The following is a 12,620-nucleotide window of genomic DNA, read 5'->3' on the forward strand; positions in this document are numbered from 1 at the left end:
TTTACGGGACGGGCGTGACCAGGGCCAGGTCCAGGGCCAGGTCCACCGTTACCGGGCCTTCGCCCCCGTGGTGTGTTTCCGATGACGTCAGGGGCGCGTGGCCCGCGGCCGTCGAGGCGACGACGCAGGCGCCGCGGTGGCCCGTTCGAGCGCCGCGTCCTCCTCGCTGCTGGCCCGGAGCTGGGGCTTGGCGTCGGGGCGGCCCTTGGGCAGGAAGACGGCGAACGCCAGCCCGCCGACCACCGCGGCCGTCGCGATCAGGAAGGAGACGCGGAAGCCGTGCATGCTCGGGAGCGAGACGGAACCGAAGTCCTGGGACGTGTTGGCGAGCACCATGCCGATGACGGCGCTCGACACCGACGTACCGATCGAGCGCATCAGCGTGTTGAGGCCGTTGGCCGCGCCCGTCTCGGACGGGTCGACGGCACCGACGATGAGCGCGGGGAGCGAGGAGTAGGCGAGGCCGATGCCCGCGCCGACGACGACCGAGATGACGATGGTCTGCCAGGCCGCGCTCATCAGGCCGAGCCCCGTCCCGTACCCGACCGCGATGATCAGCATGCCGAGGATGAGGGTGGTCTTGGGGCCGTACTTGGCGGAGAGGCGGGCGTAGACCGGAGCGGTCAGCATCATCGTCAGACCGAGCGGCGCCACACACAGTCCGGCTACGACCATCGACTGGCCGAGGCCGTACCCGGTGGCGGACGGCAGCTGAAGCAGTTGCGGGAGCACGAGCGAGATGGCGTAGAAGGCGACGCCGACCATCATGGAGGCCAGGTTGGTGAGCAGCACCTCGCGCCGGGCGGTGGTGCGCAGGTTCACCAGCGGCGCCTTGACGCGCAGCTCCATCACGCCCCACAGGACGAGGACCAGGACCGCCGAGCCGAGCAGGCCGAGCGTGGTGGTCGATCCCCAGCCCCAGTCGCTGCCCTTGGTGATCGGGAGCAGCAGCAGGATCAGCCCCGCGGAGAGTCCGAGCGCGCCGAACACGTCGAAGGTGCCCTCCGCCTTGACCTTGCTCTCCGGTACGAAAAGGAGGGTGAGCACGATGGCCAGTGTGCCGAGGCCCGCGGAGCCGAAGAACAGGGTGTGCCAGTTCGTGTGCTGGGCGACCAGGGCGGCGAGCGGCAGCGCGAGTCCGCCGCCGACGCCTATGGAGGAGCTCATCAGTGCCATCGCCGAGCCGAGCTTCTCGCGGGGCAGCTCGTCGCGCATCAGGCCGATGCCGAGCGGGATGGCGCCCATGGCGAAGCCCTGAAGGGCCCGGCCGACGATCATCACGAGGAGTTCGCTGGTGAAGCCGGCGATCAGCGAGCCGACCACCATGATGGCGAGGCTGGCCAGGAGCATGCGGCGTTTGCCGTACAGGTCGCCGAGCCGGCCCATGATCGGGGTGGCCACGGCGCCGGCGAGCAGCGTCGAGGTCATGACCCAGGTGGCGTTGGAGGGGGAGGTGCTGAGCAGCTCCGGCAGGTCCTTGATGACGGGCACGAGGAGCGTCTGCATCACCGCGACGGTGATGCCGGCGAAAGCGAGAACAGGGACGACACCGCGTGTGCCGCGCGGCGCGGCCTGCTGGTCGGTCGTCGGCTGGGACATTCGGGGCCTCCGGAGGCGGGACGAGGTCGGCGGCGGCACCCGGCGTGGGTACGTGTAGCTCAAACCTGTTTCCCCAGGCGACTATTCCGGGGGACTCCGAAGAATTCCGTACGCGCACGAATCTTGACCCGCATGGGAAACGCTTGACCTTTTCATTGCCTGCCCAGGCGGAGGCGGCCCGTGCAGCGCGGCCTATCGCACGAGCCGCCACTTGTAGCGCGCATCACCGGGGTCCAAGTCCTTACGGACCGTCACATACGAGGTGCCGTCCCGATAGGGCGTGCTCAGGAGCTTGCCGTCGTCGTGCGAGACCCAGAAGAGGTCTCCCGCGTTGTTTCCGTTGAAGTGCCAGGCCTGGTTGGGATCGTTCGCATCGCACTTGCCCAGCCAGGCGAGGCCCCAGCCGGCGACATCCGCGAGGCACTTGCCGCCGCTCACCGAGATGATCATCCACGCGGGTGTCTTCGCGAGGTCGAGCCGCCACCGCTGCCGGGGGTCGGAGGCAGCACAGGCCGCGAAGTTGGCGGTGCCCTGGAAGGCGTTCGCGGGATCGTCGGCGGTCGTCATACACAGACCGTTGCCGGTGTTGCGGAACATGCTGCCGGGGTCCGGCGCGGCGTGCACAGGCGCTGTCCCGGCGACAAGGACACCGCCCACGGCCGCGGCCAGAGCAGCAGCCGTCACACGAATTCGACCCATCACCCTCATAACCGCCCCTTTCCTCAGGTAGCCGTGCAGAACTCCATCATGGGACGTCTGCATTTCACGCCACCATCCCCAGATCAAGGGACACCGAAGCCGCCAACAAACACTCATTGCGACTAAAGGTGAAGGTGAGGTTGAGATGGAGGTTGAAGTCTGCGGGGCGTTGTCGAACGGCAGCGTTGTCTAACGGCAGCCTCGTGCGGCGCCGTACCTGCATGGCTCTTCGGTTGTGCCCGCAGGAGTAGTAACGTGCGCCTGTTTCCTTCGACGCCGCACCAGGCTGCACGCTCGACGCAGGAGCGCGGGGCAGCCCAAGGGGGTCTGCCATGGAGCAGGGAACCAACGACACCACCCCACATGCCGCGACCGACATGATCGCCCTTGGCACGGCGCCCGCCGCGAGCGCCCCCTCCTGCGCCGACAGCAGCGTCCACCCCTCACTGCCCGCCGCCATCTGGGCGCTTCAGACTCCCGTGTCGCCTGCCGCCGACCTGGCGAACGCGCACGTCGTGGCCTGGGCACGCAGGCACGGGCTGGTCCGCTCCGCCGCCGCCGAACGCCGCCTCGCGTCCGTACGCCTGGGGGATTTCGCCGCCCGCGTCTATCCGACCGCGGCGGTCGGGGACCTGCTGCTCACCACCGACTGGATCGCCTGGCTGGACATCCTCGACGACCAGAACGACGACCGCCGCACCGCCTTGGACCCGCAAGGGTTCGACGGGTTCCTGGCCGGCGTCGCCGACGCGGCATCCACCGCCACCCCGCACCCGGACACCGGGCCGATCGGTGACGCGCTGGGCGATCTGTGGGCGCGCACCCGCGTCCGGGCCGGCAGCAGACTGTGCCGCCGCCTGCGTCTGCACCTGCTGGAGTACCTCGCCGGCAACCTGCAGCAGGCCGCGTACCGAGGACTCGGCGACGTCTGTGACCTCGCCGAGTACGGGGCGTTGCGCCGGGCCGCGGGGGGAATCCTCGTGACGTTCGACCTCATCGAGATCGCAGGCGCGGCCGAACTGCCGCCCTCGGTGTACTACAGCCGCACCTACCAGCGCCTGCTGACGGCCGCCGGCGACGTCGTGTGCTGGACGAACGACGTCCTCACCCTCGACAAGGAGACCGCCGCGGGCGACCTGCTCAACATGGTCACCGTGCTCCAGCGGGCGCGCCGCCGCAGCCGCAGCGAGGCCCTCGCGCGGGCCAGGGACCTCATCGGCCGTCGCCTCGCCGACTTCCAGCGGGCCGAGGAGGACCTGCCGGGCCTGTGCACGGCGCTGGACCTTGACCGTACGCACCAACAGGCGTTGACCGCGTGCGTCGGCCTGCTGCGGGCCTGGATGCGCGGCCATGCCGCATGGGGAATCTCCACGAGCCGCTACGCCCCTGTGCCCGCCGACCCCGCGTATCTGGAGGAGCTCATTCCAGGCTCCGCGCACACCGAGCCGGTCTCGGACACGTGATCTCCCGCCGCCCGGCACCGTGCCCGTGTCGGCGCCGGGACCCAGCAACTGGAAGGTGTCACCATGCCGGACCCACCGCGCATACGGTTCCCCGGGCAGGCAGTGGTCATCGGTGCGGGGATCGGGGGCCTCACCGCCACCCGGGTGCTCGCCGACCGCTTCGAGCGTGTCGTGCTGGTGGAGTCGGGCGTGCTTCCGGCCGTGGCGGGGCCGCGCGACGGTGTCCCGCAGGCGCGGCACGTGCACGGGATGCCGGCTCGGGGCGCGAGGCAGCTGGAGGAGTTGTTCCCCGGCCTTCGGGCCGAGTTGACCGCGGCCGGGGCGCCGCTGTTCGACCACGGCCTGCGTGCCTCGACGACGGTGTTCGCCGGTCTCGTGCCGCGCGCGCGGGCGGGTGTGCAGGCCCAGTGCTTCTCGCGGGACCTGCTGGAGTGGTCGCTGCGCCGACGGGTGGTGGAGCAGCCGCAGGTAAGGGTCCGCGACCGCTCCCCCGTCACCGGACTGTGCTGGAGCCGGGACGCGACGCGGGTCGTCGGCGTTCGCCTGTCGGGCGGCGAAGTGCTGGACGCCGCGTTGGTGGTGGACGCCTCGGGCCGGTTCTCGAAACTGCCGCAGTGGTTGGTGGAGGCGGGATACCCGCGTCCAGCGGTGCAGGTCGTCGACGCGGGGCTGGCGTACGCGACCATGGTCTTCGACGCCCCCGGCCGGGGCTTCGACGCCTTGCAGCACATGAACAGTGCCCCCGACCTGCCGCGCGGCGCCTTCGTCGTCCACGTCGAAGGCGGTCGCTGGATGGCCACCGTGTTCGGCGCGGGCGGGGATCACCCGCCCACCGACGAGCAGGGCTGGCGGGAGTTCGCCGGAACCCTCGGCAACGCCGACCTCGACGCGCTCCTGGCATCCGCGACGCCCGTGAAGGGCGCGGGAATCCATGGCTTCAAGCGCACCGAAAACCGTCGCTACGCGTACGCGGCGATACGGCGGTGGCCCCGGCGCCTGGTGGCGATCGGCGACTCGGTGGCAGCCTTTGATCCCGTGTTCGGGCAGGGCATGACGGTATCGGTGCTCCAGGCCGAGGCGTTGGGCGAGACCCTGGCCGGGGCGGACGATCTGGACGCGGTCGCGCGCCGAGCCCAGCGCCGGGTCGCGGCGATCGTACGGACGCCGTGGCTGATGTCCGTCAGCGAGGATCTGGCCTGGCACCACTACCGCGAGCGCGGGACGCTGCCGCTGTGGCTGCGACCGGTCTTCTGGTACAAGCGGCGGCTCATCCGCCTGGTGGTCGCTGACGCGGAGGTGTTCCGCGCATTCCTGAGCGTCTATCACATGGTCAGGTCACCGGCCGCGCTCGTCGGCCCACGGGTGCTGGCCAAGGTGTGTTTCAGGGTCCCACGCCTCGGGCCGGTCAAGACCGCCACGGGTTCCGACGGCGCACGGCAGAACAGCGAGACGGTGGTGCCACGACTCCGCGGAGCAGAGGCGAAGGGCGGTCGGGCGTGTCGGAAACCCAACAGATCAGGATAGGCGCCTGGGCCGGAATCGCGAACCTCCTGCTCTCCCTGGCCGTCCTGCTGACCACCCGGGACTCCTGGAAGTTCTGGCCGGTCCGCGGTGACTCCGACGCGGAGTACGCGGCCTGGTTCGACCAGCACTCGGCGGGAGCGTTCGCCCAGACCTTCTCCACGAACATCGGCGCGCTCCTGGGCATCTGGTTCGCCTTCTCCCTCACCCGAGCCCTCCGGCTGCCCCGCGACTCCCTGCTGTCCTTCATCATCCGCACGTCCGCGACCGTCATCGTGGCCGGCATGCTCGTCGTGAACGCGATGTTCAGCGTGACGAGCACCCCGCAGTTCATCGACGACCCTCAATCCTGGCCGCTGCTCCGCGCCTTCACCGAAGCGTGCCTGCACACCTTCTACGGCCTGCTTTCCGTGTTCGCGTTCTTCCTCCTCGCGGCAGCCGCCGCGATCCACCAAGGCCGGGAACTACCGGCCTGGACCGGCTGGACTGCCCTTGCGGCAGGTCTCGTGACCCTGACGGGAAGCGCGGTCTCCCTCGTCCGCTCCGGCTGGCTGGCGCCGCTGTCCCTGCCCGCGGTCACTCCGTTCTTCCTCTTCTGGCTGTGGGTGGCCGCCGTCAGCGTCGTGATGCTGCGCCTGCCCTCGCGGGATCTGCCCGAACGAAGTGGAGAGCCTGGGGAGGACGAGCCCTGAGGATCCGGCGGCGGGTCGACGCCGGGCGCGCTTCCCAGACAGGCTCTCAGTGGAGGCGGGCCAGCAGATGGGCGTCGAGGAAGCCCCGCTCGGAGGCGGGGTCGTGGATCAGCCGGGCGAACGGGTCGAGCCCGGCCCCGACCAGCAACTCGGCGAACCGGTCCACCGGCCAGCTGTAGGCGGGCGCCACCTTGTGGTCGAAGCGGACCGGATCCGGCGTGTCGGTCGCGAAGAACGAGACCAGGAGCAGGCCCTCCGGCGCCAGCACACGCACCTGCTCGGCCAGCAGCGCGGGCAGTTCTTCGGGCGGGGTATGGATCATCGAGTAGTGGGCCAGCACACCGCCGAGCGTGCCGTCCTCGACCGGCAGGGCCTCCATCCGCGCCTCGTCGAACCGCAGCGCCGGATGGGCCCGCCGGGCGTGGTCGACCATGGCCGGGGAGAGGTCGAGCCCGAAGGCGTCCAGCTCCAGGTCGTCCAGCATGGCCGTCAGATGTCCGGGCCCGCACCCGACGTCGGCTGTCCGCAGGTTCCCGGTCCCACGCACCAGCTCGGCGAAGGTGCTGAGCATGGCCCGTGTGAAGGGCCGGGTCTCCAGCCGGTCGGCGAACAGCGACGCATACAGTTCGACGACGCCGTCGTAGGCCGCCCTGGTCTCCTGCTGGTGTTCTGCCACGGGAGAGAAGCTAACACCCGGCGCACCCTTACCGCGTGGGCGGTTGGGGACGTGAGGAGATCCCCGAACCGGCTGCGCGCAGCGGCGCGGCGTGCCGGTCCGTCGCCGCGTCAGTACGAGTGGTGGGACTGCCAGAACGACCAGGCGCCGCAGGGGCTGCCGTAGCGCTGGTTCATGTAGTTGAGGCCCCACTTGACCTGCGTGGCCGGGTTGGTCTGCCAGTCGGCGCCGGCGGAGCTCATCTTCGATCCCGGCATCGCCTGGACCAGACCGTACGCGCCGCTGCCGTTGTCGGCCCGGTAGTTCCAGCTCGACTCGTTGTCCACGATGTTGCTGAAGCACTGGAACTGGCCCGCCGGGACGATCTGACGGGCGATCGCCTTGACCTCGGCGAGCGAGTAGGAACTCTGGGTCTGAAGGGTGTCCCGGCTCGTCGAACGGCTTGCGGCCTGGGTTTCCAGGTCGCGGTCCTTCGCGGCCTTGTCGGCGGCGTGCTTCTTCGACTTGGCGTCCTGGGCGGCCTGCCTGCGGGCGGCCTCCTCGGCGGACTTCTTGGCCGAGGCACTCGCCTGTGCGAACTGTGCGTCGGCCTGCTGCGCCAGGGACGCGGTCTGCACCTGGGCCTGCTGGCCGACGGGTATGTCCGCGAGGAGCGTCAAATCGGCTGCGGTCGCCTCGACGTTGTCGTTCGAAGCGGCCGCGGGGCCGCCTCCGGCAATACCGACTACGGCGCCAACGGCAGTGACCGCGGTGGCGGACGCCACCGCGACCCCGCGGACCGATCTCCGGCTCACACGTCTTCCTTCCAGCAGAGTCCGCACGAGTGACGACGCGGACGCAATCGTGCCCCTGGCCCCGTCCCCCGACTCCAGGTCACGGGACGAAGCCGTCCCCATGGCAACTCCCTTGCGGGGCCTGCCGTGTAGAGCGCGGGCGGCATACGGCTCAGCTGTCGAGTTGTGCGGGTGCCGGGGCACCCAGGAATGAGGGTGCCGTATGCAGGGCCTAACTGATCCACGACTCTGCTGGAAGGCGATACCGTGAGGCAATTGCCTGCCGTGTGTGAAACCTCACACCTCACCAGCCTTGCCGGTCCTTCCAACCGGTCCACCGACGCGCGCTGCCTCACGGACGGTATCCGCGGCCGCGCCCCGTCCCGACACCGTCCGGTCACGACGCCCTCCGGTCGCCACCGTCGGCGAGCTTGACCGGGTGGAACGCGGACGGCCTCGTACGCTTGGCCCGTGCCAGCCTCACCCCCTCTGCGACGCGTCGCCGTCCTCGTACTCGACGGCGCGAAACCCCTCGACGTCGGCATTCCCGCGCAGGTGTTCACGACCCGCGCGAGCATGCCGTACGAGGTACGGGTCTGCGGCGCGGAACCCGGACTCGTGGCCGGGGGTGACGGCCTGTCATACGCCGTCGCCCACGGCCTCGACGCACTCGCGTGGGCCGACCTCGTCTTCGTCCCCGGCTACCGCTTCCCCGGCCGCGAGGACCCGCCGCGGGACGTCCTGGAGGCGCTGGTCGCCGCCCACGACCGGGGCGCGCGGCTCGCCGCGATCTCCACGGGTGCCTTCGCGCTCGCCGCCACGGGCCTGCTCGACGGCAGGCGCGCCACCACGCACTGGCACTACACCCGGGCACTCGCCGAGAAACACCCTCGGGTACAGGTGGATGAGAACGTCCTGTTCGTGGACGAGGGCAGTGTGCTGACCTCCGCCGGTGCCGCCTCCGGCATCGACCTCTGTCTGCACATCCTGCGCGGCGACCTCGGCGTGGCCGCGTCCAACTACGCGGCCCGGCGCCTGGTCGCGGCGCCCTACCGCAGCGGCGGGCAGGCCCAGTACGTTCCGCGCAGCGTGCCCGAGCCGTTGGGCGAACGGTTCGCCGCCACCCGCGAGTGGGCACTGCACCGCCTCGACGCGTCCCTCACCCTGGAGGCGCTGGCCCGGCACGCGGCGGTGTCCGCGCGCACCTTCTCACGGCGCTTCGTCGAGGACACCGGGTACACGCCCATGCAGTGGATCATGCGCGCCCGTATCGACCTGGCCCGTGAGCTCCTGGAGCGTTCGGAGCGGAGTGTGGAGCAGATCGCGATGGACGTGGGGCTGGGGACGGGGGCGAATCTGCGGCTGCATTTCCAGCGGGTGCTGGGGACTACGCCGACGGAGTACCGGCGTACGTTCGCGCGAGGGGAATGAGGCACCGGGGGCGGCCGGGTACGGGTTGCCGGCGCCCAGTGGCGAGATCCTTTCGAACCGTGGCGCTCACGCCTCTGCCGCCGCCGGGTGCCCCACGCGAAGCTGGAGGCGAACCGAAGGGACGGACATCACCCATGACTCGCATCGCCATCAACGGTTTCGGCCGCATCGGACGCAATGTGCTGCGCGCGCTGCTCGAACGCGACAGTGATCTGGAGGTCGTCGCTGTGAACGACCTCACGGAGCCTGTCGCCCTCGCGCGGCTGCTCGCCTTCGACTCGACGTCCGGCCGGCTCGGGCGGCCGGTGACCGTGGACGGGGACACACTCGTCGTCGACGGCCGCCGCATCAAGGTGCTCGCCGAGCGCGACCCGTCCGACCTGCCGTGGGCGGAGCTGGGCGTCGACCTCGTCCTGGAGGCGACGGGCCGCTTCACCTCGGCGAAGGCCGCGCGCGCCCACCTGGACGCCGGCGCGCGGAAGGTGCTGGTCAGCGCTCCGTCGGAGGGCGCCGACGTCACGCTCGCGTTCGGGGTCAACAACGACGCGTACGACCCCGAGACGCACACGATCGTCTCGAACGCCTCGTGCACCACGAACGCGCTCGCGCCGCTGGCCGCGGTGCTGGACGAACTCGCCGGAATCGAGCACGGGTTCATGACGACCGTGCACGCGTACACCCAGGAGCAGAACCTCCAGGACGGCCCGCACCGCGACCCCCGCCGCGCCCGCGCCGCCGGGGTCAACATCGTGCCGACCACCACCGGTGCGGCCAAGGCGATCGGCCATGTCCTGCCGAACCTCGACGGCAAGCTGTCGGGCGACTCCATCCGGGTGCCCGTCCCGGTGGGCTCGATCGTCGAGCTCAACACGACCGTCGCCCGCGACGTGACGCTCGACGACGTGCTGGACGCCTACCGCGCGGCGGCTCAGGGGCCGCTCGCGGGGGTGCTGGAGTACTCGGAGGACGCGCTGGTGTCCTCCGACATCACCGGCAACCCGGCCTCCTCCATCTTCGACTCGGCCCTCACCCGGGTGGAAGGCCGCCACATCAAGGTGGTCGCCTGGTACGACAACGAGTGGGGATTCTCCAACCGGGTGATCGACACGCTGGAGCTGCTCGCCGGGCGGTGACGGCCGGGCGCCGGAGCGGCCCGCAGGTGACACCTGCGCGGCCGCCCCGCCGCCGTGTGCGGGTCACCCGGCTGTCACCGAGCCGGAACCCCGGCAGCCGGAACCCCAGCCTCGCTGCGCCGGGGCCGGACGGCCGAGCGTGCTCAGCGTGCCGTTCGCCGTGGGGTGAAGGTGTAGAGGTCGAGAATGTCGGGGCAGGGCGCGATGCCCGGGCCGCCTGCCTGGACCCAGGCGACTATGTCGTCCGTGGCGTCGGGATCGTTGACCAGACCGAGCCAGACCGGGCGCGCACCGGCGACACGTGCCGCACGAGAGGGCTGGACGACGATCACGTTGGCCTGCTCGCAGACGTCGAGGCAGGCGGAGACACGTACGGGGGCGTTCTCGGCGAGGCGCGCCTTCTGCTGCGCGTGGTCGACTCCGGGCACCTTCGAGCTCCCACAGCAGCAGTCCCTGCACACCACGATCCGGCACGGGGCCGAGTCGGCAGGGGTGCGCACAGCACCACCGTTCGGTCGCTGCTCCGACATGACCACTCACACTCCCTGTCCGGGGAGATCCGCCCCGGTTTCCTCACGGAGGCGACGACGTGAGTCTCCTGGCTCTCGGGGCGCCGCTCGCCCCGTCCTTCCCGCCCGTCTCCGGGCAGTGGTCTGTTCGGGGTTCGCTCGCCGATCACAGTGGCGGGACCGCGCCGGAATTCCACCGGCTTCCTCGTTCCGCGTCGCCTTGTCGTCGGGCATCGTCGCACGTCAGGCGGCCGTCTGACGACAGTCCCGTGGAGACCGGGCCTTGCGGGACTTCGCCGCGCAAGCAACCGGCGCGGGGCGCACCACCGTTCCGTATGCGAAAACCGGTCAGGTCCTCAGGTAGGAGGCTCCGTTGACGTCGAGGACGGTGCCCGAGCTCCACATGGCCTGGGGGGAAGCCAGATAGAGCACGGCGGCGGCGATTTCGCTCGGGTCGGCGACGCGCCCGAAGGGGCTCTGGGCCCGGATGCCCTCTCCTTCGGATCCCTCCAGACGGCCCGCGACCCGCTCGGTGGCGACGAAACCGGGGGCGACCGACGCCACGGCGATACCGTGCGGGGCGAGCGAGACCGCGAGGGACTGGCCCAGGGCGTGCAGGGCGGCTTTGGTGGCCCCGTAGGCGGGGTGGTCGGGCTCGCCCCGGAAAGCACCGCGCGAGCCGATGTTGACGATCCGCCCCTCACGGCCCGCCTCGATCATCCGGCTCGCCACCCGATGGCTGAGGTGGGCGGGACCCAGGAGGTTGACGTCGACGGTCTGTCGCCAGGCCTGCTGCCACTGCTCGTACGAGGTCTGCGCGAGGGGGTGGGCCACCATCACGGCGGCGTTGTTGACCAGGACGTCCACCCCGCCGAGCGCTTCCTCGGCGCGGGCCGCCAGTTCCTCGACACCGTCCGGGTCCGCGAGGTCGGCGGGGATCAGCACATGCCCCTTCCCCTCCAGCGCGGCGAGCGTTTCCTCGGCGTCCGGCCCGGGGGTGGAGCAGTGGACGGCGACCCGGTCGCCACCGCGGGCGAAGGCGGCGGCCACGGCCCGTCCGATACCCCGGGAGGCCCCGGTGACCAGGACGCCCCGGCCGGTGCTGGGCAGCTTCGTCACGGTCCGGTCCATCGCGGGCCCCTCTCGTCGGTATCGGCGACGGCTCTGCCGTCCGTGCCGTCGCCGCGAGCGTACTGTTCATGATCATTACCTGTGAAGCCCGCGTCCGGATATCGAAAGGCGTGTTCGGAGGCCTCGGGCCAGCAGGTTCGCCGTGATCAGAGAACCCGGACCCACCGACGGGGGCCGTCACTGGAGCACCCGCCGTCTCCGTCGGCGTAAATGCGTCGACAGCGCCCCCGCCACCGGGCACAGTGGCCGCCCGTGACGAGTAGTGAGCTATGGACCCGTGCGACCGCCGACCGCTACGACGCCGAAGAGACCGAGATGTCCTCGGCCGCGGTTCTCGAACCGACTCTCGCCTTCCTCGCCGAACTCGCCGGAGACGGCCGGGCTCTGGAGTTCGCCATCGGTACCGGACGGGTGGGCGTCCCGCTCCGGGAACGCGGCGTACAGGTCGTGGGCATCGAGCTGTCCGAGCACATGGCAGCGGTCCTGCGCCGCAAGGCCGACGAGACCACGCTCCCGGTAACCATCGGGGACATGGCCACCACCGTCGTCCCCGGCGAGTTCAGCCTGGTCTACCTCGTCTACAACACCATCACGAATCTGCTCACGCAGGACGAGCAGATCGCATGCTTCCGCAACGCCGCACGGCATCTGGCGCCCGGGGGCCGATTCGTCATCGAGCTGGGCGTGCCGCCGCTGCGGTTCCTGCCTCCCGGACAGGTCGCGGTGCCGTTCGACGTCTCCGAACAGCATCTCGGCTTCGACACCTTCGACCTGGTCGAGCAGATCCTCGTCTCGCACCACTTCACCCGCGACGCCGACCACGGCGGCTACCGCCGCGACCACTCCCGCCATCGGTACGCCTGGCCGGCAGAGCTCGACCTGATGGCACGGATCGCCGGTCTCGAACGGGAACGTCGCGTCGCGGACTGGAACGGGGCGCCCTTCACCCAGGACTCCGCGAAGCACATCTCCGTATGGCGCAAGCCGGCCTGA

11 protein-coding genes, 1 pseudogene and 1 riboswitch are annotated in these 12,620 nt (G+C 70.7%); of the genes and pseudogenes, 6 read left to right on the forward strand and 6 right to left on the reverse strand.

Going from position 1 to position 12,620, the window contains the following annotated elements:
* Position 1: 1 nt before the first annotated feature.
* Both A8W25_RS25145 and A8W25_RS34125 read right to left on the reverse strand, forming a co-directional pair.
* Positions 2-1,599: pseudogene (locus tag A8W25_RS25145) on the reverse strand (MFS transporter).
* A gap of 192 nt (positions 1,600-1,791) precedes the next feature.
* Positions 1,792-2,196: an RICIN domain-containing protein gene (locus tag A8W25_RS34125; RefSeq protein WP_158942701.1), complete on the reverse strand. Its 405-nt coding sequence runs from the start codon at positions 2,194-2,196 to the stop codon at positions 1,792-1,794.
* 434 nt (positions 2,197-2,630) lie between these two features.
* Here A8W25_RS34125 and A8W25_RS25155 point away from each other — a divergent pair, with 434 nt between their 5' ends.
* The 3 genes from A8W25_RS25155 (at position 2,631) to A8W25_RS25165 (ending at position 5,974) form a co-directional block, all read left to right on the forward strand.
* Entirely contained in the window at positions 2,631-3,761 is a 1,131-nt protein-coding gene (locus A8W25_RS25155) for a terpene synthase family protein (protein ID WP_067165291.1), read from the forward strand.
* 63 nt (positions 3,762-3,824) lie between these two features.
* Positions 3,825-5,285 (forward strand): NAD(P)/FAD-dependent oxidoreductase, encoded by a 1,461-nt coding sequence (locus A8W25_RS25160; protein ID WP_158942703.1) that lies wholly within the window; start codon positions 3,825-3,827, stop codon positions 5,283-5,285.
* Positions 5,258-5,974, forward strand: a complete 717-nt coding sequence (locus A8W25_RS25165) for a hypothetical protein (protein ID WP_067165297.1) — start codon at positions 5,258-5,260, stop codon at positions 5,972-5,974. The genes A8W25_RS25160 and A8W25_RS25165 overlap by 28 nt, the downstream gene beginning before the upstream one ends.
* Positions 5,975-6,020: 46 nt before the next feature.
* Here A8W25_RS25165 and A8W25_RS25170 read toward each other — a convergent pair whose 3' ends face one another.
* Both A8W25_RS25170 and A8W25_RS25175 read right to left on the reverse strand, forming a co-directional pair.
* A complete protein-coding gene (locus A8W25_RS25170; RefSeq protein WP_067165299.1) occupies positions 6,021-6,650 on the reverse strand; it encodes a class I SAM-dependent methyltransferase in 630 nt (209 codons plus the stop codon).
* Between the two features lie 110 nt (positions 6,651-6,760).
* Positions 6,761-7,444 (reverse strand): transglycosylase SLT domain-containing protein, encoded by a 684-nt coding sequence (locus A8W25_RS25175; protein WP_067165301.1) that lies wholly within the window; start codon positions 7,442-7,444, stop codon positions 6,761-6,763.
* Positions 7,445-7,894: 450 nt separating this feature from the next.
* Here A8W25_RS25175 and A8W25_RS25180 point away from each other — a divergent pair, with 450 nt between their 5' ends.
* Together A8W25_RS25180 and gap are read left to right on the forward strand one after the other, a co-directional pair.
* A complete protein-coding gene (locus A8W25_RS25180) occupies positions 7,895-8,854 on the forward strand; it encodes a GlxA family transcriptional regulator (RefSeq protein ID WP_067165303.1) in 960 nt (319 codons plus the stop codon).
* 134 nt (positions 8,855-8,988) lie between these two features.
* Positions 8,989-9,987 (forward strand): type I glyceraldehyde-3-phosphate dehydrogenase, encoded by a 999-nt coding sequence (gene gap / locus A8W25_RS25185; RefSeq protein ID WP_067165306.1) that lies wholly within the window; start codon positions 8,989-8,991, stop codon positions 9,985-9,987.
* Between the two features lie 143 nt (positions 9,988-10,130).
* Here gap and A8W25_RS25190 read toward each other — a convergent pair whose 3' ends face one another.
* Together A8W25_RS25190 and A8W25_RS25195 are read right to left on the reverse strand one after the other, a co-directional pair.
* Positions 10,131-10,517 (reverse strand): hypothetical protein, encoded by a 387-nt coding sequence (locus A8W25_RS25190; protein WP_079126483.1) that lies wholly within the window; start codon positions 10,515-10,517, stop codon positions 10,131-10,133.
* Between the two features lie 40 nt (positions 10,518-10,557).
* Positions 10,558-10,757, reverse strand: a riboswitch (cobalamin riboswitch).
* An 87-nt stretch (positions 10,758-10,844) separates the two neighbouring features.
* Entirely contained in the window at positions 10,845-11,627 is a 783-nt protein-coding gene (locus tag A8W25_RS25195; protein ID WP_067165307.1) for an SDR family NAD(P)-dependent oxidoreductase, read from the reverse strand.
* Positions 11,628-11,879: 252 nt separating this feature from the next.
* Between A8W25_RS25195 and A8W25_RS25200 the strand changes: the two genes are divergently transcribed.
* A complete protein-coding gene (locus A8W25_RS25200) occupies positions 11,880-12,620 on the forward strand; it encodes a class I SAM-dependent DNA methyltransferase (RefSeq protein WP_067165310.1) in 741 nt (246 codons plus the stop codon).

This window comes from Streptomyces sp. ERV7 (assembly GCF_001653515.1).
Lineage (GTDB): Bacteria > Actinomycetota > Actinomycetes > Streptomycetales > Streptomycetaceae > Streptomyces.

Bases quoted from the DNA above. Each gene is read 5' to 3' on its own strand.
- A8W25_RS34125 (WP_158942701.1), bottom strand. From the start codon at position 2,196: ATGTTCCGCAACACCGGCAACGGTCTGTGTATGACGACCGCCGACGAT.
- A8W25_RS25195 (WP_067165307.1), bottom strand. From the start codon at position 11,627: ATGGACCGGACCGTGACGAAGCTGCCCAGCACCGGCCGGGGCGTCCTG.
- A8W25_RS25155 (WP_067165291.1), top strand. From the start codon at position 2,631: ATGGAGCAGGGAACCAACGACACCACCCCACATGCCGCGACCGACATG.
- A8W25_RS25190 (WP_079126483.1), bottom strand. From the start codon at position 10,517: ATGTCGGAGCAGCGACCGAACGGTGGTGCTGTGCGCACCCCTGCCGAC.
- gap (WP_067165306.1), top strand. From the start codon at position 8,989: ATGACTCGCATCGCCATCAACGGTTTCGGCCGCATCGGACGCAATGTG.
- A8W25_RS25160 (WP_158942703.1), top strand. From the start codon at position 3,825: ATGCCGGACCCACCGCGCATACGGTTCCCCGGGCAGGCAGTGGTCATC.